The 22,725-nt window shown below is 45.8% G+C and carries 29 protein-coding genes; 14 read left to right on the top strand and 15 right to left on the bottom strand.

Annotated elements, in window-relative coordinates:
* The first annotated feature begins 91 nt into the window (after positions 1-91).
* Positions 92-1,762, top strand: a complete 1,671-nt coding sequence (locus tag ICU98_RS05050; RefSeq protein WP_215350993.1) for an electron transfer flavoprotein-ubiquinone oxidoreductase — start codon at positions 92-94, stop codon at positions 1,760-1,762.
* Here ICU98_RS05050 and ICU98_RS05055 read toward each other — a convergent pair.
* The 4 genes from ICU98_RS05055 to ICU98_RS05070 form a co-directional block, all read right to left on the bottom strand.
* Entirely contained in the window at positions 1,754-2,926 is a 1,173-nt protein-coding gene (locus tag ICU98_RS05055; RefSeq protein ID WP_215350996.1) for an MFS transporter, read from the bottom strand. The genes ICU98_RS05050 and ICU98_RS05055 overlap by 9 nt on opposite strands.
* A 15-nt stretch (positions 2,927-2,941) precedes the next feature.
* Positions 2,942-4,051, bottom strand: a complete 1,110-nt coding sequence (gene aroC, locus ICU98_RS05060; RefSeq protein WP_215350999.1) for a chorismate synthase — start codon at positions 4,049-4,051, stop codon at positions 2,942-2,944.
* A gap of 32 nt (positions 4,052-4,083) precedes the next feature.
* Positions 4,084-4,539 carry a CBS domain-containing protein gene (locus tag ICU98_RS05065; RefSeq protein WP_215353132.1) on the bottom strand — a complete coding sequence of 152 codons (456 nt, stop codon included), beginning with the start codon at positions 4,537-4,539 and terminating at the stop codon, positions 4,084-4,086.
* An 82-nt stretch (positions 4,540-4,621) separates the two neighbouring features.
* Complete coding sequence (locus ICU98_RS05070; RefSeq protein WP_215351002.1) at positions 4,622-5,470, bottom strand: YhjD/YihY/BrkB family envelope integrity protein; 849 nt, start codon at positions 5,468-5,470, stop codon at positions 4,622-4,624.
* Between the two features lie 19 nt (positions 5,471-5,489).
* Between ICU98_RS05070 and wrbA the strand changes: the two genes are divergently transcribed.
* The 7 genes from wrbA (at position 5,490) to ICU98_RS05105 (ending at position 9,127) form a co-directional block, all read left to right on the top strand.
* Positions 5,490-6,092, top strand: a complete 603-nt coding sequence (wrbA, locus tag ICU98_RS05075) for an NAD(P)H:quinone oxidoreductase (RefSeq protein ID WP_215351005.1) — start codon at positions 5,490-5,492, stop codon at positions 6,090-6,092.
* Positions 6,093-6,103: 11 nt separating this feature from the next.
* The gene (locus ICU98_RS05080) at positions 6,104-6,490 is read left to right on the top strand and encodes a DUF2069 domain-containing protein (RefSeq protein WP_215351008.1); all 387 of its coding nucleotides are present in this window, start codon (positions 6,104-6,106) and stop codon (positions 6,488-6,490) included.
* A gap of 125 nt (positions 6,491-6,615) precedes the next feature.
* Entirely contained in the window at positions 6,616-6,804 is a 189-nt protein-coding gene (locus tag ICU98_RS05085) for a hypothetical protein (protein ID WP_112204208.1), read from the top strand.
* Positions 6,805-6,958: 154 nt separating this feature from the next.
* A complete protein-coding gene (locus ICU98_RS05090; RefSeq protein WP_215351011.1) occupies positions 6,959-7,276 on the top strand; it encodes a hypothetical protein in 318 nt (105 codons plus the stop codon).
* Between the two features lie 4 nt (positions 7,277-7,280).
* Positions 7,281-8,084: a polyphosphate kinase 2 gene (gene ppk2, locus ICU98_RS05095; protein ID WP_251365302.1), complete on the top strand. Its 804-nt coding sequence runs from the start codon at positions 7,281-7,283 to the stop codon at positions 8,082-8,084.
* A gap of 83 nt (positions 8,085-8,167) precedes the next feature.
* Positions 8,168-8,842, top strand: a complete 675-nt coding sequence (locus ICU98_RS05100; protein WP_215351014.1) for a DUF3313 domain-containing protein — start codon at positions 8,168-8,170, stop codon at positions 8,840-8,842.
* A 12-nt stretch (positions 8,843-8,854) separates the two neighbouring features.
* Complete coding sequence (locus tag ICU98_RS05105) at positions 8,855-9,127, top strand: EF-hand domain-containing protein (protein ID WP_215351017.1); 273 nt, start codon at positions 8,855-8,857, stop codon at positions 9,125-9,127.
* Between the two features lie 18 nt (positions 9,128-9,145).
* Here the strand turns inward: ICU98_RS05105 and ICU98_RS05110 are convergent, their stop codons facing one another.
* Together ICU98_RS05110 and ICU98_RS05115 are read right to left on the bottom strand one after the other, a co-directional pair.
* Positions 9,146-9,571, bottom strand: coding sequence for a hypothetical protein (locus tag ICU98_RS05110; RefSeq protein ID WP_215351019.1), 426 nt, complete (start codon positions 9,569-9,571; stop codon positions 9,146-9,148).
* Between the two features lie 43 nt (positions 9,572-9,614).
* Positions 9,615-9,836, bottom strand: coding sequence for a hypothetical protein (locus tag ICU98_RS05115; protein WP_215351022.1), 222 nt, complete (start codon positions 9,834-9,836; stop codon positions 9,615-9,617).
* 210 nt (positions 9,837-10,046) lie between these two features.
* Here ICU98_RS05115 and ICU98_RS05120 point away from each other — a divergent pair, with 210 nt between their 5' ends.
* Together ICU98_RS05120 and ICU98_RS05125 are read left to right on the top strand one after the other, a co-directional pair.
* Positions 10,047-10,214, top strand: coding sequence for a hypothetical protein (locus ICU98_RS05120; RefSeq protein WP_215332145.1), 168 nt, complete (start codon positions 10,047-10,049; stop codon positions 10,212-10,214).
* A gap of 111 nt (positions 10,215-10,325) precedes the next feature.
* Complete coding sequence (locus ICU98_RS05125) at positions 10,326-11,909, top strand: rhodanese homology domain-containing protein (protein ID WP_215351024.1); 1,584 nt, start codon at positions 10,326-10,328, stop codon at positions 11,907-11,909.
* Between the two features lie 3 nt (positions 11,910-11,912).
* Here the strand turns inward: ICU98_RS05125 and ICU98_RS05130 are convergent, their stop codons facing one another.
* From ICU98_RS05130 to ICU98_RS05145, 4 genes are all read right to left on the bottom strand, one after another.
* On the bottom strand, positions 11,913-13,658 hold the full coding sequence (locus ICU98_RS05130; RefSeq protein ID WP_215351027.1) for an alkaline phosphatase: 1,746 nt from the start codon (positions 13,656-13,658) through the stop codon (positions 11,913-11,915).
* Positions 13,659-13,791: 133 nt separating this feature from the next.
* Positions 13,792-14,106 (bottom strand): hypothetical protein, encoded by a 315-nt coding sequence (locus tag ICU98_RS05135; protein WP_215351030.1) that lies wholly within the window; start codon positions 14,104-14,106, stop codon positions 13,792-13,794.
* Between the two features lie 311 nt (positions 14,107-14,417).
* Positions 14,418-14,693, bottom strand: a complete 276-nt coding sequence (locus tag ICU98_RS05140) for a hypothetical protein (protein WP_071467233.1) — start codon at positions 14,691-14,693, stop codon at positions 14,418-14,420.
* A 56-nt stretch (positions 14,694-14,749) separates the two neighbouring features.
* Entirely contained in the window at positions 14,750-14,977 is a 228-nt protein-coding gene (locus ICU98_RS05145; RefSeq protein ID WP_071467234.1) for a hypothetical protein, read from the bottom strand.
* A 177-nt stretch (positions 14,978-15,154) separates the two neighbouring features.
* On the opposite strand from ICU98_RS05145, the gene ICU98_RS05150 reads away from it, so the two are divergent.
* Complete coding sequence (locus tag ICU98_RS05150; protein WP_071467235.1) at positions 15,155-15,469, top strand: hypothetical protein; 315 nt, start codon at positions 15,155-15,157, stop codon at positions 15,467-15,469.
* A 6-nt stretch (positions 15,470-15,475) separates the two neighbouring features.
* Here ICU98_RS05150 and ICU98_RS05155 read toward each other — a convergent pair whose 3' ends face one another.
* From ICU98_RS05155 to ICU98_RS05165, 3 genes are read right to left on the bottom strand one after another with little or no spacing between them, the layout of a single operon-like run.
* On the bottom strand, positions 15,476-15,637 hold the full coding sequence (locus ICU98_RS05155; protein WP_189241312.1) for a hypothetical protein: 162 nt from the start codon (positions 15,635-15,637) through the stop codon (positions 15,476-15,478).
* A gap of 2 nt (positions 15,638-15,639) precedes the next feature.
* Entirely contained in the window at positions 15,640-15,786 is a 147-nt protein-coding gene (locus ICU98_RS05160; RefSeq protein WP_189241313.1) for a hypothetical protein, read from the bottom strand.
* 45 nt (positions 15,787-15,831) lie between these two features.
* A complete protein-coding gene (locus ICU98_RS05165) occupies positions 15,832-16,272 on the bottom strand; it encodes a DUF6641 family protein (protein ID WP_071467236.1) in 441 nt (146 codons plus the stop codon).
* A 373-nt stretch (positions 16,273-16,645) separates the two neighbouring features.
* Here ICU98_RS05165 and ICU98_RS08925 point away from each other — a divergent pair, with 373 nt between their 5' ends.
* The 3 genes from ICU98_RS08925 to ICU98_RS05180 all read left to right on the top strand — a co-directional run bounded on the left by ICU98_RS08925 (position 16,646) and on the right by ICU98_RS05180 (position 19,259).
* Positions 16,646-17,104, top strand: coding sequence for a hypothetical protein (locus tag ICU98_RS08925; RefSeq protein ID WP_071467237.1), 459 nt, complete (start codon positions 16,646-16,648; stop codon positions 17,102-17,104).
* Positions 17,105-17,398: 294 nt separating this feature from the next.
* Positions 17,399-17,965 carry a site-specific integrase gene (locus tag ICU98_RS05175; RefSeq protein ID WP_071467238.1) on the top strand — a complete coding sequence of 189 codons (567 nt, stop codon included), beginning with the start codon at positions 17,399-17,401 and terminating at the stop codon, positions 17,963-17,965.
* A 250-nt stretch (positions 17,966-18,215) separates the two neighbouring features.
* Positions 18,216-19,259 carry a hypothetical protein gene (locus tag ICU98_RS05180; protein ID WP_071467239.1) on the top strand — a complete coding sequence of 348 codons (1,044 nt, stop codon included), beginning with the start codon at positions 18,216-18,218 and terminating at the stop codon, positions 19,257-19,259.
* A gap of 61 nt (positions 19,260-19,320) precedes the next feature.
* Here the strand turns inward: ICU98_RS05180 and ICU98_RS05185 are convergent, their stop codons facing one another.
* Together ICU98_RS05185 and ICU98_RS05190 are read right to left on the bottom strand one after the other, a co-directional pair.
* On the bottom strand, positions 19,321-20,529 hold the full coding sequence (locus ICU98_RS05185; RefSeq protein WP_081353564.1) for a tyrosine-type recombinase/integrase: 1,209 nt from the start codon (positions 20,527-20,529) through the stop codon (positions 19,321-19,323).
* A 249-nt stretch (positions 20,530-20,778) separates the two neighbouring features.
* Positions 20,779-22,248, bottom strand: coding sequence for an autotransporter domain-containing protein (locus tag ICU98_RS05190; RefSeq protein WP_215351033.1), 1,470 nt, complete (start codon positions 22,246-22,248; stop codon positions 20,779-20,781).
* Positions 22,249-22,725: the final 477 nt, after the last annotated feature.

Raw genomic sequence — 22,725 nt, forward strand, 5'->3', positions numbered from 1 at the left:
CGATCCTGATTGGCTCTGGCTCAAATTGACGGGCTTTCAGCCCAATACCCTGCTTAGAACTAAACTATGGTCTAGATCCCGGAGAGATGGAATGAATTCCCAGCAGTTGCTTGAACAATTTGGCCCTCGAGAATCGATGGACTATGACTTAGTCATCGTCGGCGGCGGTCCTGCTGGCTTATCTGCCGCAATTAAAGCCAAACAACTTGCCCAATCCTCAGGCAAAGATTTCAGTGTTTGCGTCCTCGAGAAAGGCTCTGAGATCGGAGCCCACATTCTGTCTGGCGCCGTTATGGACCCCAAAGCCCTAGGGGAGCTTTTCCCAGACTGGCAAGCGCTGGGTGCACCTTTAGAAACACTAGTTAGCCAAGATCAATTTCTATTTCTGACAGAAGATCGCTCGTATTCTGTTCCAGAATGGGTTTTACCTGAATGTTTTCAGAACAAAGGCAATTACATTGTGAGCTTAGCCAATGTCACGCGTTGGCTAGGTCAGCAAGCAGAAGCGCTTGGTGTTGAAATCTTTCCAGGATTTCCTGCGGCAGACATTTTGTATGACGCACAAGGCGCCGTCTGTGGAGTCGTCACAGGCGCCATGGGCCTGGATAAAGCAGGCAATCCCACTGAACAATTTCAACTGGGAATGGAATTGCGTGCAAAGTACACTCTCTTCGCCGAAGGCTCTCGCGGCCATCTGGGCAAGCAACTCATCAGCCGTTTTGCGCTTGATCACGATTGTGACCCCCAAACCTATGCCATTGGTATTAAAGAACTCTGGGAAGTGGATCCAGCTCAGAGTAAACCTGGCCTCGTTGTTCATACTGCAGGTTGGCCTTTAGAGTCCGATACTTATGGCGGCTCTTTTTTATATCACCTAGGCAATAATTTGGTTGCAGTCGGTCTGGTAGTGGGCCTCGCATACAAAAATCCTTACCTCTCTCCCTTTGAAGAATTCCAACGCTACAAATTGCATCCCAACATTCGGGAAACCTTTGTCGGCGGTAAACGCTTGGCTTATGGCGCACGCTCTCTGACCGCTGGCGGACTCAATAGTTTGCCTAAGACTATTTTCCCCGGTGGTGCATTGATTGGTTGCGATGCTGGCTTTCTGAATGCCTCTCGCATCAAGGGCAGTCACGCCGCAATTAAAACCGGCATGCTAGCTGCAGAAGCTGCAGTGGCCGCCCTATCTGACAATCGCTCGCATGATGTCTTGGCTGCTTATCCGACGGCCTTTCAAAATAGCTGGCTTTATACCGAACTGAAGCAGGCTCGCAACTTCAAACCTTGGATGTCTAAAGGACTTTACCTGGGGACTCTCATGGTGGGTCTAGAGCAAAAAATCTTTGGCGGGAATGTACCTTGGACGATTCACAATCAATACGCTGATCATGAATGCTTAGAGCCTGCGAGCCAACATCAAGAGATTCAATACCCTAAGCCTGATGGCAAGATTAGCTTCGATCGCCTGTCCTCCGTATTTCTATCGAACACGAATCATGCTGAAAATCAACCAGCGCATTTACAGCTACAAGATGCAGCCATTCCAGTCAATCTGAATCTCAAGACTTATGCTGGACCAGAGCAGCGCTACTGCCCTGCTGGCGTTTATGAGTACCTGGAGAAAGACGGGCAGCCCTGCTTACAAATTAATGCCCAAAACTGTGTCCATTGCAAAACCTGCGATATTAAAGACCCGAGTCAAAATATCATCTGGGTCACCCCTGAAGGCGGTGGCGGCCCCAACTACACTTCAATGTGATGTGATGGGCTGTTGATCCAGAGTTTGTGGTCTGAGTTTCTGTATCGCCATACCGGCTAAGCCGCAAGCAAAAGCGGCCATTACGAATACATCGCGGGGTTGCGCTAAGTCCCAAATCCAACCAGAGCACAGTCCCCCGAGGGTACCGCCCAGACCGTATGACACTGTTGCCATCAAGGCCTGACCTCTCGCCTGCAATGGTCCTGTAAACCAACGCTGTAACAACTTGGTTGCCGCACTATGGTGAGCTGCAAAAGTTCCAGCATGCATCACTTGCGCAAGAATCAAAACCCATGTCAAAGGGAAAAAGGCAATCAAAATAAATCGCAATACCCCGACCCCAAATGAGGCTTGCAAAACAATCTCGGGTTGCAAGCGGCTAAGGACCTTACTCTGAAAGTAAAAGAAGATCACTTCAGCAGATACACCAAGCGCCCAAAAAAGGCCGATCTGAAATTTGTTATAGCCAAGCTTGCTGAGATAGAGAGAATAGAAGACGTAGAGCGCTGCATGCGCAAAGATCATGAAAAATCCGGAGAGCAGAAACCAGCGCACATCGGGATTCAGTAATACGGACAGCAATTCTCCCTTCACCATCTTATGACGCTGCACCTTGGGCTCGTGCAAACGAAAGGTGACGATAGCCAAAAGTAGAAGAACCACCGCACCAACGATGGGATAGAGCGCAATACTCTTGCGTTGAAACAGCTCACCTGCAAACAGCACCATCGCAATAAATCCCAAAGATCCCCACAAGCGCAATCTTCCATAACGCTTATCAAAAGAATTGTCTTTAAATAAGGCATGCACTGTCGCTGACTCTCCCAGTGGCATCAAGCTACTGAGAATGGTGTGCAGAATAAACATCCAAACAAAAAAGGCAATGTAGCTGTGAAGATAAAAAATAGCCAAGAAAGCAAGACTTGCTAAGCAAGCGCAAAACCGAATAATGCCAATCCGGTTAGAGAGATAGTCGGACAACCAGCCCCAAGAAAAGGGGCCAATGATGCGGGTGATTTGCAACATCGACATCAAAACCGAGATTTGAATGACGTTAAAGCCTTGGTCAACAAAGAACAAACTCGCGTATGGGGAAACTAAACCAACGTAAGCGAAATATAAAAAGAAAAAGGACCCGAAGGCCCAACGCACTGAAGGTGTCATAGTCTTGTGCGAGACCTACTTTGCGCCAGGTCTGGCTGCGGCTACGGCGGGAACCGATACTTTGACATCACCACACTGTGCGCGATGACGAAGAGCGTGATCCATTAGAACCAGCGCTAACATAGCCTCGGCAATCGGTGTTGCCCGAATACCAACGCAAGGATCGTGACGTCCCTTAGTTTGTACAGTCATGGGTTTGCCTTCTAAGTCCACTGATTGCTTCGGGCTCAGAATGCTTGAAGTAGGCTTGATTGCAATTGAGACTCTGAGATCTTGGCCGGTGCTGATACCACCCAGAGTGCCGCCGGAGTGATTGCTGGCAAAACCATCGGGATGCATTTCATCGCCATGCTCACTACCCTTTTGCACTACCGACTGAAAGCCAGATCCAATTTCAACGCCTTTGACAGCATTAATTCCCATCATCACATGGGCAATGTCCGCATCCAATTTATCAAACAGAGGTTCACCTAAACCCATGGGTACATTTCGTGCGCGCACTTCAATCCGTGCGCCACAAGAGTCCCCCGCCTTACGCAAGGCATCCATATAGGCTTCAAGCTCAGGAATAATCTTGGCATTCGGAGCAAAGAAAGGATTGCTCTCAATCTGCTGCTCATCCTCAAATGGAATGGTGAGCTCGCCCAATTGGCTCATATAAGCAAAGATCTCAGTGCCATACTGTTGACGCAACCATTTCTTAGCAATGGCTGCAGCAGCAACCACTGGCGCTGTCAGGCGCGCAGAAGATCTGCCGCCACCACGCGGATCACGCAAGCCATACTTATAGTGGTACGCATAATCTGCATGGCCTGGTCTAAAGGTTTGCAAAATATCGCCGTAGTCTTGGCTGCGTTGATCGGTATTGCGAATCAATAAAGCAATTGGAGTACCCGTAGTCTTACCTTCAAAGACTCCCGACAGAATTTCAACCTTGTCCTCTTCTTTGCGCTGGGTAACGTGGCGAGAGGTGCCTGGCTTGCGCCGATCGAGATCAGTCTGTAAGTCTGCTTCTGAGAGGGCCATCCCTGGAGGACAGCCATCGACCACCGCACCAATTGCTGGGCCGTGTGACTCACCAAAGGTGGTTACGGTAAAGAGAAGACCTAGAGTATTTCCTGACATAGCAACATTATGGCATCTGTCAGAGAGAGTGTTTAGTTTGTAGCTTTCGTCGTGTCTTCTGGCCAATCCCGAATATAGGCCTTGAGCATGGAGTTTTCAAAATCCTGCGCTTCAACTACCGCATGGGCTACGTCATAGAAAGAAATCACGCCCATCAGCATTTTTTGATCAATGACGGGAAGGTAACGGGCATGCTCAACCAACATCATGCGACGAACTTCATCCATTTCAGTTTCCATATTGCAAGTCAGGGGTTTTGAGTTCATTACTGAACGCACCTCGAGACCACCCAAACTGCCGTGGTGTTTTGCGAGTGCCTGCATCACCTCACGAAAAGTCAAAATACCAGCCAATTGATCGCCTTCCATCACAATCAAGGAGCCAATATCGTGATCACTCATGGTCAGTACAGCTGAACCTAGGGCTGTGTTGGGTGGCACAGTGAATAATGTCCCGCCTTTTACTCGCAAAATATCCCGAACCTTCATACCCATCTCCGTTATTTTTGTTCTCTTATGGGATTCAATATAGTCTGAAGCCACTCTCAAATCAAGGGCAGAGAACGCGGGATCAGTAGCGAATAACCCTAACTAAACCCGCTTTGATAGGGGGAAGATTAGCGACAATCACAGCGCCAGCCAAAGTGATCCACCACGTGAGATAAATCCAAATTAGCGCCAAGGGCAGAATCGCAAAGGCGCCGTAAACCGTTCTATAAAAACGGGCATTAGTCAAAAACAAACCAAAGCCAAATTTCATCAACTCAAAAAAGAATGCGGCAATCAAGGCGCCTGCAATCGCATCGCGCCAAGCCACAGTGGTGTAAGGTAAATATTTATAGGCCACCGTAAATACGGCTACTGCCAATAAGATGGGAGAGATCGTCGCAAAGGTGGCGAAGCCCATGCTCAGGGTATCGATCCAGCCCTCAGCTGCACCTAAGAGCAGACTGCTGAGATAAATTCCAAAGCCCAGCAAAAAAGGGCCAATCAATGTTGCCCCTGAGTAAATCAGGATTTGATTCAACAATGGCCGGCGCCCTGAGAGCTGAAAGATCCGATTAAAAGCCTGCTCTACCCCTGCGATTGCCATCACACTGGTGACGATTAAGCCCAAGGTACTCACCAAGGTCAAACCTTTTGCTTGGCGAGAAAACTGATCTAAGTAAATAAAGACCTGCTGGTTCAAACCACCAGGCATATAGGTATCCAATAGCCAGGACTGAAAAGCCACTTTCATTCTGACAACCTTGGGCAAGGTCCCCAGCAAAAGGGATGCCACCGTAAACATCGGCACTAAAGCCAAGGTAGTGGTGAAAGCCAAATTACCAGCGGCTTGCGATAAATTTTGATGGCGATTACGCTCCCAGATCTCTTTAGCTAGAGCGAGCCATAATTGAGGATTCCGAAACAGGTGCATCGCCTTATCATAAGAGAATATGAGCCAACACGATATTTTAGTTTTGTACTACTCCCGCCACGGCGCGACCCGAGAGCTTGCCCGCCTGATCGCTGAAGGTATTGAGAGCGTGCCCGGCGCAAATGCACGCCTAAGGACAGTCCCTACAGTCTCCGCTGTATGCGAAGCTACTGAAGCAAGCGTCCCCAATGAAGGCGCACCCTATGTGGAATATTCTGATTTACAAGAATGCGTTGGCTTGGCTTTGGGTTCCCCCACCCGCTTTGGCAATATGGCTGCCCCCATGAAATACTTTTGGGACGGCAGTTCTTCACAATGGATGAATGGCGCCCTGATCGGCAAACCAGCCTGCGTCTTTACGAGCACTGGTAGCTTGCATGGCGGTCAAGAGAGCACCCTCTTAACCATGATGATTCCCCTACTGCATCACGGCATGGTGATCATGGGTCTTCCTTATAGCGAGCCTGATCTCATGAGCACCCCCAATGGTGGTGGCCCGTACGGTGTCAGTCATTTAGCCCATGCCGATGGCCGCGCTCCAATCAGCCCAGAAGAGCAACGTCTTGCCAAAGCACAAGGCAAACGCTTGGCTGAATTCGCCCTCAAGCTTGGCAAGAGCTAATACCCAATCCCATGTTTAAATTGCCCGCCAATAAAAACCCCTATCAAATCCTGGCCTTAGCAGCCTTCATCGATTTGTTCATTTTGTGTGTCTGTTGGGAGTGGTTTCTCTCCCCATTGCGCCCAGAAGGTTCATGGCTCATCCTCAAGGCTTTACCTTTGCTGCTGCCCATGCGCGGCATCTGGAAGGGCAATGTTTACACCATGCAATGGGCTTCCATGCTGATCCTGCTTTATATCACCGAAGGTCTCGTCCGTATTAGCGAATCGGGCTGGAATTTCTACCTAGCAATCCTAGAAACCCTCCTTGCGACCATCGCCTTTATATGCCTTTTGATGTACTTGAGGCCGATTAAAGCCGAGGCCAAAGCCAAAAATAAGGCTCAATCTGAGGTCTAAATCCCCTTTTTTGACCATTAGAAGCCCTATTAAAGGAAAAACTGCCCTATTTTGAGGATTTTTTTGTAATTCGTGTCATCTTTGCCCATTTAAGGGGCGTTGTATAGGGCATGGAGGTGACATATATGTCAACAAGACTCAAACGTTGGGCCCGCGCAATTCAACAAATTGATTTAGCTAAGAGAAGCGATCCTGAGACCGCCATTGGCTATCTCGATAGTAAATACCGTGATATCGCTTGGCGCTACATCCGAATTCTGGGCTTCGAGCACACCATTAGCTTTATGGCCAGTAATAATTTCCATCCTGAATAAGCTTTTCCAGGATCCCATCAAACCCTAGAGCTTCTGGTCTAGGGTTTTTTGCTTTATGGATGTCATAAAAGCTTGAAAGCCTATGCAATAAATCGTAGGATTAGCCTAAACCCCGCCCTGCTGTTGTGAGCGCACCCCATTAACAAGGAACATCATGACCAAAAAATCGATTAAGAAGCTCACCAAGAAACTTCATAAATTAGAAGTTGCAAAAGAAAAAGTCGTCAAGAAGCTCAATAAAGCTTCTGTCAAACCCGCTAAAAAAGTAGCGGCTAAGAAGGCTGTCAAGAAAGTGGCAGCCAAAAAAGTAGCCGCTAAGAAAGCGCCTGCTAAAAAGACTGCAGCAAAAAAAACGCCTACCAAGAAAACAGTAGCTAAAAAGGTAGTGAGAAAAGTGGCTGCTAAGAAGAAGACTGTTGCTAAGAAAGCCGCTCCAGTAACTCCTGCAACCACCCCAACTAGCAACACATAGTTTCTTGAAAAAAGCTGCTGCTTTAGCAATCAAGCCACTCAAGATTAGCAAAAAGGAATTAACGTACGAGGCGGAGCTCCGGCTTTTGCAGATTGAGTTAGTCAAACTGCAAAAGCGGATCATCGCTAAAGGTGATCGACTGTTGGTCATCATGGAAGGCAGAGATACAGCCGGAAAAGATGGCACGATCAAGTGCATCACGCAAAACTTAAGTCCGCGCGATACCCATGTCGTCGCTCTTGGTAAGCCGAGTGACCGCGAAGAAGGCGAATGGTATTTCCAACGCTATGTCGCAGAGTTACCTAGCGCAGGCGAATTCGTAATCTTCAATCGGAGTTGGTACAACCGCGCTGGTGTTGAGAAGGTAATGGGATTTTGTACTGATGCCCAGTACAAAGAGTTCATGGCGTCAGTCAATGACTTTGAAAGCCTGTTGGTGACCTCCGGAATCCAGATTTTTAAATACTATCTCGATATTGATAAGGCAGAGCAAGCGCATCGTTTAGCTGATCGCGCCAAGGATCCCCTGAAGCAATGGAAGATCAGCCCTATCGATCAGCAGGCTCAGAAGAAATGGCACGCTTATAGCGTTGCTCGTGATCTCATGCTTGAGAAAACAACCAGTCCTGATGCGCCTTGGACTGTAGTCAATGCCAACGATAAAAAACTCACCCACCTCAATCTCATTCGAGATTTGCTTTCCAGAGTTGACTACCCTGGCAAAAATAAAAAATTACTGATGACTGATCCTCAAATTATCATGCCCTGCCTAGCAACGGCAATCAAGCTCCCTAAACTGGCCCCATAGGCCATTGTAGAAACCGAACAAACCCTTCAATTGACTGACATTGAATGGTGTTATAAACATTAAATATACCCACTGGAGATTTTATGAACCGTCGCAATCTACTCTCACTCTGCTATTTCATTCCGGCGCTTCTTTTAATTGGGGCCTGTAGCAATACTTCGAAATATTTAACGGAGCCAATGCCTGAGTCTGGCTTCTTACCGAATTACAAATTGTTGCAAGCAGTTACAGATACTCCACAAGATATTCGGATGTGGCGCTATCGTGATGCCAATATTGATCCAAACAAATATACCGGCGTTATTTTGGAGCCGATTTACTTAAATCAAACCCAAACACAACAAGTTTCTGCTGAAACCCTCGCGCAAGTAAAGGCGACATTACAAGCCTCGATGGTCAATGCAATTAATGGCAAAAGCAATATCTCGATTGTTCAGAAGCCAGGTCCTGGTGTTGCCCGCGTTGCAGTCGGCATTACTGGTGCAGAGATGTCAGCCAATAGTTTGCAGCCTTGGAACTTCACGCCGATTGGTCTGGCAGTCAATGGCGCAGCCTATGCTGCAGGTATGAATGCCAAGACCCCTGCCTTAGTCATCGAGAACAAAATTACGGATAGCCAAACTAATCAGCTGCTCGGCGAAGGCTTGATTACGATTCAAGGCGAATCTTTCAGAACAGGTTCTGGCTCAGTAGAGGCGTTTACCGAGATGGCTAAAAAAGCAGTTCGTCAGGCTCTACAGTTATCCGCCAAACAGTAAACAAGGTAATTCATGAAAACGCTATTGCATTGTGCTGCTGTGCTAGGTTTTGCTCTTGCGGGCTCGGGAGGTCAAATCACCGCCCAGGCTCAAACGCAAATGAGTGCTGAAGACAAGGAGATCATCGCTAAATTTAAGGCTGCCGATAAGAATCATGATGGCAAGCTCACTTTGGCAGAAGCTCAGGCTGGCATGCCAAGGGTTGCAGCACACTTCAGCTATATCGATAGTCAAGGTCGCGGTTACGTGACTCTTGACCAGATCCTAGCCCTAGCCAACAACTAAAGCCCCTGCAATACCCTCTTACGGATTAGGACAAGGCATCAAGGCACCGGTCTTTTGATGCAAGACACCCTTGCACTCAGGATTAGCTGTAATGCTTGGTGAACTTGGTGCGGTGGCTTTGGCTGGAGACCCAGAATTACTCACGCTGACTTGTGGCGGGTTATTCACCGTGTTTTGTGGCGTATTGAGGGGCCCCGTAGCACTCATACCGCTTGCTGGAGCTTGGGTTACAGCACTGGAAGGCTGAACATTTTTCTGACTTGTCACGGCGGGCTGTGGCTTTGGTGGAGTCGGGCAAGGCATCAGGGTACCCGTCTTGGCATTCATGACCGGCGGGCATTGTGGGTCGGCCTCTAGTCTTGCTTGTAGCTTATCCATGCTCGTGCAGGCGCTTATACCCAGTACAGATGAGATCGTTAGAGCCAAAGCGAGCAGTTTTGTCATAGTGAACCTATTTTACGCAAAGACAACTAAGCACATCTGGAATTCAATCGATCTCATCCGAGAGGGATTGCTCCATTCTTTTAGATGTGGTTTTGGCCTCTTGCTTTGATAAGCCTCCAGCCTGAATGCGATAGCTACAGTCCTTGGCATGATTTTCTAGTAGTCCAAATATCTCAGTCGTCGGAATCTTGCAAAAGGCACATTGATAAGCATGTAGATGCCCCTCGATCTTCTCTTGAGGGTAGTCAATGTAAAAAGGTTTCATCGTTTTATTCCTCTCTTTTGATTCTGAACTGGAATCATTCTGTCGCTTTTGCACATCAATAGCAATCTTTTTTAGTGAATTGATAGACAGGTCATCTGGGCTTGATCACACTGCGCACAACTTATGGATAAACGGAGCGAAATAATTCATCACCACATTAATTAGATTGCTCTGCTAGTCCTTAGGCCACAAACCTAAAGTGAGGAGGTAATGATGAAGATCCACCATTACGTTGCTGAAGCTGATGATTATTTTGATGAGTATGCCGATTCGCTGAAATACCAGTTACTGAAAGACCGTTTGATTTGGCAGCATCAAACTCGCAAAGAGATTCATCTGGAATATCAGATGTTTGATGATGATTGCGACTTTGATTGAGCTAAAACGGGATATTTGTAGCCTGTATTAGCCTCGTGCTTGGGGATTTTTGTATCCCTACAAAAATATGTCATGATCATGAACTTGATCAGTTGACCTATTGCGCAGCCCATGAATACCCAAGATTACGCCTTTGTTAGAGGCAAATTACTCGATAAAGAAGAAATTGCTTTTCTCGATGTGCGTGAGGAAGACCCTCATGCACAAGAACATCCCCTATTTGCGGCTAACTTTCCACTCTCCCGCATCGAAATCGATGCCTATACCAAACTCCCTCGGAGAGATGTTCCGATTGTGACCCTAGATGACGGTGAAGGTGATGCGCAATTAGCGGCTAATCGATTGATGGCTTTAGGCTATTCCGATGTGTCCGTCTTTTTTGGTGGCGTCAAAGAATGGAAACGCTCTGGCGGCGAAGTGTTTCGTGATGTCAATGTTCCCAGTAAATCCTTTGGTGAGCTCGTCGAGTCCAAAGTCCACACCCCTTCCCTATCCGCTCAAGAGGTAAAGCGGCTGATTGATTCAAAGGCAGATGTAGTGGTCGTTGACGTCCGTCGCTTTGATGAATACCAAACCATGAGTATTCCAACGGGTATGAGCGTACCGGGTGCCGAACTGGTGCTGCGACTTCCAGAAATTGCACCAGACCCCAAGACTAAAGTGATTGTCAATTGCGCCGGACGAACCCGCAGCATTATTGGGACTCAGTCTCTCATTAATGCAGGCATTCCAAATCCAGTGCATGCCTTGCGTAATGGCACGATTGGCTGGAAATTAGCTGATCAAGCTTTAGACCACGGTCAATCCCGCAAGTTTTCTGATGTTAGCCCCGCTACAGCCCAAGCCGCTCTCCATAAATCCAGAAAAGTGGCTGATCGAGTACAGGTCAAACGCGCTAGTAAAGCAGATCTAAAGGAGTGGCAACAACAATCCGTTCGCACTACGTATTTCTTCGATACCCGCACTCCCGAAGAATATGCAGCAGGCCATCTCCCAGGATTTCGTTCTGTACCTGGGGGTCAACTTGTTCAAGAAACCGAGATGTACGCGCCAGTTCGAGGCGCCCGTATTGTTCTGGTGGATCCCAGTGGAGTGCGTGCCAATATGCCAGCCTCATGGCTTGCTCAAATGGCTTGGGATGTTTATGTGCTTGACGATATTCAGATCAGTGATCTGACTGAGACAGGTACGCCAGCTTTAGCCCTCCCTCCTCTTCCCAAAACCCAAGAGGTCGATGCTCGCACACTACAACAATGGCTCAGTGAGTCCAATACGGTTGTAGTGGATTTCAGCACTCATAAAAATTATTGCCAAAAGCATATTCCGGGTAGCTGGTTTGCACTGCGTTCTTTACAGAAAGAGGCTCTCACCAAATTACCCAAAGCAGAACGCTATGTTTTGACAAGTAGCCCAGCTGAGTTGGCCAGCTTCACCGTCCCTGAATTTACCGCCCTGACACAAACTCCTGTTTATGTCTTGATTGGTGGCAATAGCGCTTGGCTTGAGTCTGGCTATGCAATGGAATCAGATCGACTGAATTTAGCCTCACCCACCATTGATCGCTATCAACGCCCCTATGAGGGAACCAATGCGACTGCAGCCAGTATGCAAGCCTATCTTGATTGGGAATTCGGACTTGTCGAACAGCTAGGGAGAGATGGGACCCATCATTTTTGGGTGATGGATCCCCATTAGGCCTTATTTCTGACCTAGCCCCAAACTCTCTGCCATCACTTTAAAGACTTTGGTGTTATCCATAAAGCCTTTGAACTTATCTGCATTCGGGCCAGTAGCATTTAGCACCGCATCATCTGCCGTATGCACCCCAGTCTCTTGGTTGACTGGTAGATTGCCTCCCACATGAATCGCATCTTCTTGTTGCTGGAGATATTTAGGATTTGCTACATAAGCACCATCAGGTGATTTGATCGCAGGTACGAAGGTGCCGTCCAATTTAGGGTGCATGGTTTCGTAATGGTCAGGATAGTTGCCATAAAAAAATGCAAGGCGCTTGGAGACATCGATCTGATTGGGATAGCCCTCGACATTGGCTTTTGGGTAATTGGGGTAACCCGCCTCGGCATATGTTCCAACCTTCTCTCTGAGTGGTCCTGGCTTAGCGTCGTTGACTACCCCGCTAATCGAGCCACTGTGTGTATGGTCAGGAGTCACAATAATTAAGGTATCGGGATGGGTTTTGGCAAAGTCCTTTGCAATCTGCACGGCATTACTGAGCATGATGGTGTCAAACGCTGCACGCTCCCAATCCAATGGATGGTTGAACTTATCAATCAATGCAGCCTCAACCATCAAGAAGAAGCCATTCTGGTTTTTGGAAAGCACATCTAATGCCGCTTGAGTCATTTGGGTTAAATCAGGCTGGTTGGGATACTCCATCACGGTATTCTTTTTCAGGAAGAATCGGTCTAGAGATCCATCCATATTGTCTGGATGAAAGACGCCAAAAAGTTTTTTGGTTGCGGGATTTTGTGCCTCGCTCATTAACTCTTGTTTGGTAAACGCCAATTCATAGCCCTTGGATTTAAACTGATCCACAAGATTATTCTCATCTTTACGCTTTGATCCCTTAGATGACTGGGGATAAAAGTAAGCTGAGCCGCCACCAAGAATGACCTCAGCACCGCTAGCCAATAGCTGGTCGGCAATGTATTGCTTATCTGCGCGTCGGCGGGTATGTGATACCACTGCGCCTGGGGTTGCATCCTCTAACTCAGCATCCGACACAATACCGACCGACATTTTGGTCTTACGTTTAATAATTTCAGCAATGGTCTCAACCTTGGGATGAGAGAAATTGTCGCTTGCTCTAGAGACATATAGGCCCATAGCATTGACTGCTGTTTTATGACCAGTCATATAGGCGCTCATCGAGTTGGCTGAGTCTGTAATTAATGAGTCAGAGCCCGATGTACCAATCAACGCAGTATTAGGCATATCGTCAAATGACAATACGTTTTGATATTTACCCTGGGTAATTCCTTTGGAAAGAACCCGAGCAGCAGTTCGATTGGCAATCGTCATACCATCGCCAATAAAGAGAATCACGTTCTTCACCTTGCGTGGGCCACTGGCATACACGTCCCAAGTGACTTTAGCGACTTCGTCACCTGCTTTAGCATCAATCACAAATTGACCTGCCTGCTTCAGCTGAACATCACGATAAATAATCGAGCTGCCCTTCCCGTTTTCGTTGGCAATAAATTCGGGGGCGACAGAAACCACACTCTTTAATGGAGCGCCATTCACAGTTAGAACAATAGCATCCTGTGCGACAACCGTATTGAACTCGACCTTGATATCAAACTTGGAGCCCAACAAAATTGCGGCATCGTTAATGGGATAAATCGTAGCCGCATCAATTGCAAAGGATTGGAAAAGTACCAATGCAGAAACAGCAAACTTCAATACAGATGAAATCTTCATAGGATGGATTCGACTTAAAATGAGAATAGAAATTGATCTAACTTTCAGCTATTAATATGACTGAAAGATGACAGCAGGATATTGGTGGCCTGCATAAGCGGGTTCAACCCAAAGGCCTAGATCTTAGATAGGATTAAGCTCTAATCTTAGACTCAGTCATCACTATCAACTCAGCCTCAGGGAGCTTGGAGCCAACCACATCCCTCATCAGATACACAATCACTTCGCAGGCAAAAGCTCTAAGCCTCTCTCGAGTGGAGAGATTCAATCCACGAGATAGAGAAATCAAAATATCGTTAGGATTAATGTTGCGTAATTTAGGGTGATCCATCTTACACATCTCCATCATGTGGACTAAGGCCTCGCCCGCATTGGCATTCTTGCTGAAATGAGCGTTATAGGCTTGGCTCATGTTTTGAATGAGATTGGCTTCAATGTTGGCGGCCATAAACTATCCTAAAGAGAATTACCGATTTAATTCAATTACGTTCATTTTATCTAAAAGTTGAGTAAAACCTAGAATCGGGGTTTTGGCCTGCCCATGTGGATTCGAACCACAGACCTACGCCTTAGAAGCTTAAAAAATGAGCAAAATCAATAGCTTAGACAATGGTTTAAGCCTTACAAGATCAGGTGTTCGATCGGCACCGAGATCCGTGGAATCATGTGGAACTGACCGTGTGGTGTGTGGCATCCGCAGGTGTGGAGTCGGTCGAACCGACACTAAATAGTGTCGCGTTACGTGACAGTTGAGAAGATCTAAATATCATCCTCATCAGTGACTGGAATCTTAACTTTACAGGTATGGCACTTCATATATTGCTGCTCAGCCTGATCTAATCCTAGTTGATAAAGTCCTCTTGAATCTTTGACATTATTCATAAAGCACTCTGGGCAAGGGATGGGGATGGCCACTAAAGAGCCTGGGTCATCACTACATTCCCACTGATCTACAAATTCAGTAACTTTCTCCATTGGAAAGCCTTTAACCTGACAGTATCGAATCAGATCATCAAGAATTGGGGGTAATGCCATATATGAGACCTTTATAAGTAATCTATGAGTTCAAGATGGTTTAGCGATACTCTCAATCACCTCCACTTTTTGTCGTAAAGTTTTCTTACGTTTTTAATAATGTAACTATTGAGGCCCTGGCCGTTTTTTGCCAACAATTTCATTTGAGCAATATTTGCGCTACCAGCCTTTACGCTTGAATACTGATACAGCCAGCCATCATCAAATAATATGGTGATCGAACCATCCGCAAGCTCAAATGCATCAATACTTGAGTTACAACTCAGATTTTTATACTTTTCCATAGTCCACCCATTGAAATTTGATTTATTAACTATAAGGAATAAATCCTTACTTTGCAGGCTCTTTTACCTAAAATCTGAAAATATTTTTATTGATCCAATATCCCTTAAAAAAGTTCAATACAGGTAGCCTAGAATGCATTAATACCGTTATCACTACAATTCATAAGGAAAGTAAGCATGTTTAATGACATCCTGGAGAAACTCGAAAAACTAGATCTCAAACTTACTCGAGGTTATGAAAATAATCAGGAAGCCACACGCTTACTGATTGCAGAGGCTGAATATTATTTAAATTATGAATATGGGATGATTCCCCCTTGGGAAGCAAAAGAGTTGGAAGCAGCTAAAAACTTTGCAGACTGCAATTGGCTCAAGGCAGCAACTCAAGCAATTGCAATAGCCTTGGTTGTGTCTGAGTATGATGATGAAGAGTACTGGGGTGGCTATACCTACACAAACAAGGATGCCGCTAGAACTGCGCGACGGATTTAATCCAACTCAACTTAACTGAGTTAGGGCTTTCTGCCCTGCCTTAATCTTTTGCCTAGCCCGCTCAGCCTTGACAGCCGTTTGATCACGCTTTACACGATCCTTCATTGATTTAAGCCTAGCTTGTTCTGGGCTTAGTGGCTTTTGCGGAGCAATTTCATCGAATCTCATAGTTAACCAATCTGTAGAGGTTGATGTGGAACATTACCGCTCCCGAAGATTGCCTTGAAGAGTGCATATGCTTGGGCTTGATTCTGTGCATAGAGAATGGTTTCTACCCACATCCCCGCCGCATTGACTGTTGCCTTATATCTTTTCATACAAGTATTTAGCGTCCAGCGTCTAGTAGCTGGACGCTTATGTTGCTATCGCTTAAATCCACTTCGCAAGCTAGCACTTGCAGTTTCTATTTGAGAATCCAATTCACCAGCCTCAACAGCTGACTTAATAGACTCTAAAGCCTTTACTAGTTCCGGGCCACTTGCTACCTCAACGCTCGGCTTACCCTTTGCCAATTCAATTGTCCAGCTTCCATATTTCACAGATACACAGACTTTCCCCTGTTCTGATTGGAACCACCAAGGCTTTAATCGCTTTGGCATTTCTACCTGCTTACGCAACCCCGTCTCTTTGTCTTTAATAGTTTTGAACTTAGTCACAACAAAGGGCGTTCCATCCATCTGACTTTTGGCTAATTGGATCTGCTCCCACAGCTTGCTAGAAAGCTTATTCCTACGAATTACGATTGCAGGCATATGGGTTGGTTTTTTAACTGCTACTAACTTTAAGTTACTTAATGCGCTCATTGTTTTCTCCTATGTAGTTAATGGGCATAAGTAGTGTGTTTTCAATTAAGCATTTTGGTCGACCTCTTTTTGGTTATTAGTGGAAATCGGCTCATTTCGGATAGAAAAAATATGGTTTTTCTGTGGCAGTCATAAATATTTTTGCGAGTTGCTTGGTTACAAAGTAGATGTCGCATAAAGAAAAAGAAGTTGCAAAGTTGAGTTTGAGTAGTTGCTAGTGAGTTACTCGTAGTGGCAAATGAGTAACTACGACTAGGCAACACGACTTCGTAACTCCTCTTTTGAGATCTGCGACTTTTACTGCAACTGATCTCTTCTGATCTCTCTTGTAACCAACCAAGCGACCAGCAACGAGAACTCAAGGAGAAAATAAATGAGAGAAATCGCAATCAGAGGTTTTATTAACGAGAAGTACAACACCCCATTTGGCAAAGGATTATTTCGCAGAGCAATCTACAACGGCTCTGTGGAATTACTCAACCCCAATCAAAAGTACCTGGTGGACTTTTATGAATACGAGCAATTTCAACATAGCGCCAAAACGGATGATCAAATCAGAACACTTAAGAAATTAGATGCCTGCGGTATTGGCAGAACACCAGACTTGGTGATGTCGTGGATTGTGCATTACGAGCCTTTAACCAAATCTAAAGAACTGGTCGATGGATATTGCATCTACCTACAAACAACGGGTGAAGTGCATATTGAGATTGATGATGTTCTAAATGGAACAAAAGATGAATGGGACTTAAAGGCCCATCACTGCAAGGCTATAGGTGCCAATAAGCCTGTATTTGTTGCTACCAATGTGGATTTAAACACCAAGCATTAATTATGCAAAAGCCCTACAAGCGCTGATCTTCGAGCATCACAGCGTCTAGCTGCTGGACGCCAGTCAAATAGCGTGTAGGGCTGATTTGAGCTGCTGCCCAAATTCGTCGTCTAAAGACGACAAAAGACATAAATATTTAAAGCAAAGCAAGGTTAAGAAAATCACACTTTTCTTAACCCTAATTGCTAAGTCATTGATTCTTGGAAGATCTTTATTAAAAAGCTTTCGGTCGCTTTATTTGCAATAAGAAAACACACTTATATGAGCTTTTTTATTTATGAAAGGTAATAACAAATGGCTCAAGCAAAAACCCTAACCCAAGCAGAACTAGATCAAGTACTGCGGTTTGCCAGTACCAAGAAATACCCCGAGCGCAATCGCGCCATCATCCTCACCAGTTTTTTAACTGGAATGCGTGTCGCCGAAATCGCCTCACTAAAGATGGGTGATGTAGTTAACGAGGATGGCACCATCAAAAATGAAGTAAAGCTATCGGCAGCGCAAACCAAAGGCGGGCATCCCCGTACTGTCTTTATCTCTACCAAGCTCAAAGCTGAACTAGAGGCTTATTTACGCACTAGACACATCAAAGACCCAACAATTCACTTCTTCCATACGGGCAATAAGCTCAAATTTACGCCCAATGGCTTGTGCGTCTGGTTCTTTTCACTTTACAAAGGTGCTGGTATCAGTGGTGCCAGCAGCCATTCGGGAAGACGCTCGATGATCACTTCACTCGCGCAAAAAGGAATCGGTGTGAGAGTCTTAGCTGAGATTGCAGGTCATCGTTCGATTGCAGTAACGCAAAAGTATATTGATGCCAACCCTGAAATGTGTCGCAATGCGATGGAATTAATTTGATCTATGGCTAAGAATTAAATCACTATATTTTCTTAATTACAAAAATGTAGTGATTTTTCTGAAAAATTAAAATCGCCTGCAAAGCCTTTATTTATATGGCTTAGATTTTTCGTATTTTTGTGTCAAGGAAATAAAACAACGCTCAAATTTGCGCGAAAAATACGAAAAAAAATATACTGACTCCATCAACAAAGCAAAACCAAGGCACTTTCGCCATTACCGCTAAGTTGATTTTTAAGGAGCTTTAAAAATGGAAAACGCAATTGCAGTGAATAACCAATCCGCTAATAATGTAGTAAGTACTGCGGCAACTGAAGTAGCAATACCTTCTATCGATATTCGTGGCATGAATGCGAATGTGCTGACAGAAGATACTTCCACCTTTGATGAGGTATTTGAAGTAGAGGGTGAAGAAAAACCTGCTCAAGCACCGCAACCTACCCAAGCTGAGCAGGAAAAGGCGGTGCGAGTGCAAGCGATTTTGGATAAAGTGAAGTTGGAAAAATCCAAAGCAAACACTGGATTAGTGCAATATGAGCGCAAGCTCAGCTTAGAGGCTGCCACATCAGATACAACGGCAATCATCCCAAAAGAGCGCAAGGAATATGTTGTTGCCTTTAAAGCTGGAGTTGAAAAAACTGCTCGTAGTACTTTGGAAATGTGCCGCGTTGTCTACGAGGCAGAGCAATCGCTAGATAAGTTTCAATTTAAAACCTTTTGCGAAGAAGTCGGACTTAAGGACTACAGCAGTACGGTTCGAAAATTCTCTGCAATTGGTCGGGTCTATCCACGCTTTATTCAATATGTGGATCAATTGCCGGCAAGCTGGACCAACATCTACTTGATTACCCAAATTCCAGCAGATGCATTTGAGGAATGTCTATCAAAAGGTTATGCGTTAAATAAGCTAACAGGCGCAAAACTGGATGAACTGGTCAAAAGCACCAAGGACATCAACAAGATTGAAGACCCCTTAAGTTTTGATAGCAAAAACTCTGGCTATGTGTTTGCCAAGCTCTTGTTTACCAAAAAACCCGATGACACTGATTGGCGTGCCATGGAAAAAGCGTTGGCGGAGATCTCTGCTCGCTTGCCAATCAAGTTTGTGATCAACAAGGAGGCTGCGGAGTTTGTTAAAGCTCGTCGCGATCAACGCTACGAGCAGATCAAACAAAAGAGCAAAGGCATTGATCTCAAACCTGATCTTTGGGACTTAGGCGCCGAGGCCAATGCCGCTTATAAAGTGGCAGAGCGTACAGTCAATCCAGCTCAAGGCACCGTAATTACTGTTTAAGACGACCGCTACCACTGCAGGGGTAGCCGTTATTTTGTAGTTTGTTCCATTTGGAACAGTTTTAAGCCAACTTCTCAGCATTCATCATAGGAGTGAGCTTTGAGTAATGTTTTTCAATCATTAAAGTCGAAGTACCCATTTGCCTGGCTAAGGTATGTATGTCAATACCTTCAGCTAGAGCAAAGGTTGCATAAGTATGGCGTAGGCTATACAGGGTTCTGTTTTTACCAGTAGCATCCTTTAATAAATTTGATTCAATCATTAGCCGCTCAAAGACATCATCTAGACTATGCGGAGCATCCCCTTCTGGAAATACAAATACTTTCTTATCCAATTTGGCCTCAATCACAGCCTCTAGGTTCTTATAAGGTAGCTTTTGCCAAGCAATCAACCGCTCTAAAGCCTCAATCACAAAATGCCTTGCTATTAGGTATCTAGGCCCCGTTTTGCCTGATACCCAAATTCTTAGGTAACGCTGCTCACCAATCCAATGCCACTGCAGGGCCTTCCAGCGAATTGGCATACTCTCCGTTCCTTGTCTAATGCCTGTTCCTAACAAGAACTCCACATACACACGGCACAACCTTCTCATATGGTTACTGCGTTGATTGCGGCCAAAACGCTCCCAGTCCCGCATGTATTCCTGTAAGTAATTGACCTCCTGTTGACCAAAGGCTGGTCTAATTTCTGCCCTATCGGCAGAGACCTCTAATAATGGAATGGTTCGATGTCGATTGATTAAGCCTTGATCTCTGGCTCGTTCAATTACTCGCTTATAAAGCCCAGCATGACGTCTTTGAGTATAGGTCTTGGGATTCTTGCCCATCCGAGATATGCGCCACGCCACATAGTCATCGACTAGCTCTTGGGTAATGTCATTAATCTGGTAGTTACCAAAGAATGGGATCAAGTACTTGGTATAGATGTGAATGTAGTCAACATGGGTGCGTTTATTGGGATTGGCATGGACTACTCGATCAGCTGCAGCCAGCTCTTGGTTAGCCAATTGCCGAAAGGTCCGAGTCTTAATGGCTAAATCACTGGCCAGCTTGACCTTGACGGTTTCGTAGATAGCAATGGCTTGGGTAGTGGCTTCGGCTAACTGGTCAGATCCAGTGCTAGCGGAATGCCAAGCGCCTGTAGCAAGCTTAAAGCGGCATTGCCACTGGTGACTATGAGGTCTCTTATAGAGAGTCAGATCTCCATCAAGGAGTTTGATGGAATCTTCATTAAGAGTAGTGGTGGCAAATAAAAACGATAGATTATTCATAACAAGCGTCCTTTTAAGTGACGCTTGTAGCTTAGTTTCAGATTTGCGTTTGGGCGACCTGAATTATTTACTGTCGGTTCGACCGACACCACAGCGTCAGGGCTGCGATAGACTGTTGCTGATCACAAAGCTGCCATCACCCTACTTGCTAATGGCAGACTCAAATCGACCCAAAGCAGACTCTCACAGTCAACAAAAAACCCGCTTGCTGCAACTTGCGGGTTCTTGATTTAGTTAGATTAGTTTTTCTTACAAACCAATCGTGTAAGTAAGCATGGTTGTTATGCCGTTACTAGTATTAAGTGATTGCTTATTGTAATAAGCACTTAGGCTAACTCGTTGATTTTTCTCTATCCAATAATCCGCATTGGCACTGACAAAAGGTCTTGTCTTTTGAATGCTGGGCGCAGTCAAGCTAAAGGCGCCTAAGTAATAAATGGATCCGCTGTAGTTGCTGATATTGCTACTGAGATCTTGCTCTACTCCTGCACTGGCACCTACGCTTACTGTTGGAGTGACATAACCCATCACCTTAGCTCCTGCATACGCAGTCGTGGCGGATTGGGTCACAGAGTTATACGTAATCGGAAAAGTGGCTCCCGCAGTTTCGGTGTAGCCGTTGCGAACAACTGAAGTCGCTCTCATACCTACTAATGGTGAAGCAATCCAACTATCTGCAACAGCAAAACCATAAGCCGTCTCTAATTGACCGCCTTGGGTAGTCATGGTAGAAGTTCCCTGACCCGCTTCGGTATTGGCTAAAGTAGTGCGAGTGACATTAACGCCATTGCTGCTGTAGGCGGCTGAGGCTTTGACTTGCACTCCTAAGTTATTACCACTAGGAGCGTAGACTGCAAAAAGTCCTGCTAAAGGTTGAGAGTTTTTGACGGTGTAGTTATTTGGAGTGGCATTACTAATGCCTTGGTCTAAGAACACGCCAGCCCTAAAGCTAGGATCAAAGCGATAGCCTATTTGAATATTGCCCGCTGTTTGACTTGTTGTTGGGCTACTCACATTGGTATACCGACCACCCACTCCAACGCACACATTATTAGCGCCATACACTGTGCAATCACTATTGAGATTTACAGCTAAAGCGGTATTTTGAGCGTTTAGTAACGAGTTCAGTTGATAGCTATTGGTGACTAATGCGCTGTAAGTATTGGGTACATCAACCATCACACCGCCACCACCACTATCAGTAACACCGCCACCACCACTATCAGTAACTCTGTAGACAAAAGCATGGGTTGTGCTATCGCCCGTAATATCGCTATACCCCACAATCACTTTGCCATCAGCAGAGACGCCATTGGCGGAACTATAGGTTCCCCCTAAAGTGCCTAGGTCAGACATCGTAGTGCCAGTGTATTTAAAGGCATGTTCTGCGCTATCGCCCGTAATTTGGCTAGATCCCACAATCACTGAGCCATCAGCAGAGACGCCATTGGCGGAACTATTGGTTCCCCCTAAAGTGCCTAGGTCAGACATGGTACCGCCAGAGTATTTAAAGGCATGGGATGCGTTATTGCCCGTAATATAGCTATACCCCACAATCACTTTGCCATCAGCAGAGACGCCATTGGCGGAACTATTGGTTCCCCCTAAAGTGCCTAGGTCAGACATGGACTGCGCCACGACTCCACCCGATAGGGTGATAGCGAGAGCAGCGAAAAGGCTTAGGCGAGTTTTGTGAAGCTGTAATGGTGGGGTTTTCATTGTGTAAATTTGGTTGTGTTGATTGAACATAATACGCATAATCCACATCAATTTTTTTATACTTACTTCGTGTCAACTACGCTCTAAAGTAGTGCCTATTTCAATAAATAGTGCGGGGGGGGTAAAAGTGGATCTTTATACTCAAAATAGCTGTTTTTTGAGCAAAATGAATTGAGTCGTGATCGTCTCCTATTGGCCGTTCTCTGCCACCCAATCTGCCCTATTTCCGATTTTTCAATGTCCGCATAACCCCTGATAAAAGCCACCCAACTGTCACGCAACAAGACACCTCTGTGTCCTGTCTAACCGACACCACAGGCTCAGCACCTAAATTTCATTAAAGTCGCCGAGTCGCTAATAGTCACACAGGATCCTCCACGCTAGACTCAAGGGCACCCTCACGCTAGCAAAGCTTGACCATGATTGAGTCAATAGACCACAATCGACCAGCCTGAAATAGTATTAAATGGGGCAAAT

The organism is Polynucleobacter sp. MWH-P3-07-1 (assembly GCF_018687555.1).
GTDB lineage: Bacteria > Pseudomonadota > Gammaproteobacteria > Burkholderiales > Burkholderiaceae > Polynucleobacter.

What these genes read in the sequence shown, in the direction of transcription:
- ICU98_RS05050 (WP_215350993.1), top strand. Translation starts at nt 92, where the DNA reads ATGAATTCCCAGCAGTTGCTTGAACAATTTGGCCCTCGAGAATCGATG.
- ICU98_RS05055 (WP_215350996.1), bottom strand. Translation starts at nt 2,926, where the DNA reads ATGACACCTTCAGTGCGTTGGGCCTTCGGGTCCTTTTTCTTTTTATAT.
- aroC (WP_215350999.1), bottom strand. Translation starts at nt 4,051, where the DNA reads ATGTCAGGAAATACTCTAGGTCTTCTCTTTACCGTAACCACCTTTGGT.
- ICU98_RS05065 (WP_215353132.1), bottom strand. Translation starts at nt 4,539, where the DNA reads ATGAAGGTTCGGGATATTTTGCGAGTAAAAGGCGGGACATTATTCACT.
- ICU98_RS05070 (WP_215351002.1), bottom strand. Translation starts at nt 5,470, where the DNA reads ATGCACCTGTTTCGGAATCCTCAATTATGGCTCGCTCTAGCTAAAGAG.
- wrbA (WP_215351005.1), top strand. Translation starts at nt 5,490, where the DNA reads ATGAGCCAACACGATATTTTAGTTTTGTACTACTCCCGCCACGGCGCG.
- ICU98_RS05080 (WP_215351008.1), top strand. Translation starts at nt 6,104, where the DNA reads ATGTTTAAATTGCCCGCCAATAAAAACCCCTATCAAATCCTGGCCTTA.
- ICU98_RS05085 (WP_112204208.1), top strand. Translation starts at nt 6,616, where the DNA reads ATGTCAACAAGACTCAAACGTTGGGCCCGCGCAATTCAACAAATTGAT.
- ICU98_RS05090 (WP_215351011.1), top strand. Translation starts at nt 6,959, where the DNA reads ATGACCAAAAAATCGATTAAGAAGCTCACCAAGAAACTTCATAAATTA.
- ICU98_RS05100 (WP_215351014.1), top strand. Translation starts at nt 8,168, where the DNA reads ATGAACCGTCGCAATCTACTCTCACTCTGCTATTTCATTCCGGCGCTT.
- ICU98_RS05105 (WP_215351017.1), top strand. Translation starts at nt 8,855, where the DNA reads ATGAAAACGCTATTGCATTGTGCTGCTGTGCTAGGTTTTGCTCTTGCG.
- ICU98_RS05110 (WP_215351019.1), bottom strand. Translation starts at nt 9,571, where the DNA reads ATGACAAAACTGCTCGCTTTGGCTCTAACGATCTCATCTGTACTGGGT.
- ICU98_RS05115 (WP_215351022.1), bottom strand. Translation starts at nt 9,836, where the DNA reads ATGAAACCTTTTTACATTGACTACCCTCAAGAGAAGATCGAGGGGCAT.
- ICU98_RS05120 (WP_215332145.1), top strand. Translation starts at nt 10,047, where the DNA reads ATGATGAAGATCCACCATTACGTTGCTGAAGCTGATGATTATTTTGAT.
- ICU98_RS05125 (WP_215351024.1), top strand. Translation starts at nt 10,326, where the DNA reads ATGAATACCCAAGATTACGCCTTTGTTAGAGGCAAATTACTCGATAAA.
- ICU98_RS05130 (WP_215351027.1), bottom strand. Translation starts at nt 13,658, where the DNA reads ATGAAGATTTCATCTGTATTGAAGTTTGCTGTTTCTGCATTGGTACTT.
- ICU98_RS05135 (WP_215351030.1), bottom strand. Translation starts at nt 14,106, where the DNA reads ATGGCCGCCAACATTGAAGCCAATCTCATTCAAAACATGAGCCAAGCC.
- ICU98_RS05140 (WP_071467233.1), bottom strand. Translation starts at nt 14,693, where the DNA reads ATGGCATTACCCCCAATTCTTGATGATCTGATTCGATACTGTCAGGTT.
- ICU98_RS05145 (WP_071467234.1), bottom strand. Translation starts at nt 14,977, where the DNA reads ATGGAAAAGTATAAAAATCTGAGTTGTAACTCAAGTATTGATGCATTT.
- ICU98_RS05150 (WP_071467235.1), top strand. Translation starts at nt 15,155, where the DNA reads ATGTTTAATGACATCCTGGAGAAACTCGAAAAACTAGATCTCAAACTT.
- ICU98_RS05155 (WP_189241312.1), bottom strand. Translation starts at nt 15,637, where the DNA reads ATGAGATTCGATGAAATTGCTCCGCAAAAGCCACTAAGCCCAGAACAA.
- ICU98_RS05160 (WP_189241313.1), bottom strand. Translation starts at nt 15,786, where the DNA reads ATGAAAAGATATAAGGCAACAGTCAATGCGGCGGGGATGTGGGTAGAA.
- ICU98_RS05165 (WP_071467236.1), bottom strand. Translation starts at nt 16,272, where the DNA reads ATGAGCGCATTAAGTAACTTAAAGTTAGTAGCAGTTAAAAAACCAACC.
- ICU98_RS08925 (WP_071467237.1), top strand. Translation starts at nt 16,646, where the DNA reads ATGAGAGAAATCGCAATCAGAGGTTTTATTAACGAGAAGTACAACACC.
- ICU98_RS05175 (WP_071467238.1), top strand. Translation starts at nt 17,399, where the DNA reads ATGGCTCAAGCAAAAACCCTAACCCAAGCAGAACTAGATCAAGTACTG.
- ICU98_RS05180 (WP_071467239.1), top strand. Translation starts at nt 18,216, where the DNA reads ATGGAAAACGCAATTGCAGTGAATAACCAATCCGCTAATAATGTAGTA.
- ICU98_RS05185 (WP_081353564.1), bottom strand. Translation starts at nt 20,529, where the DNA reads ATGAATAATCTATCGTTTTTATTTGCCACCACTACTCTTAATGAAGAT.
- ICU98_RS05190 (WP_215351033.1), bottom strand. Translation starts at nt 22,248, where the DNA reads ATGAAAACCCCACCATTACAGCTTCACAAAACTCGCCTAAGCCTTTTC.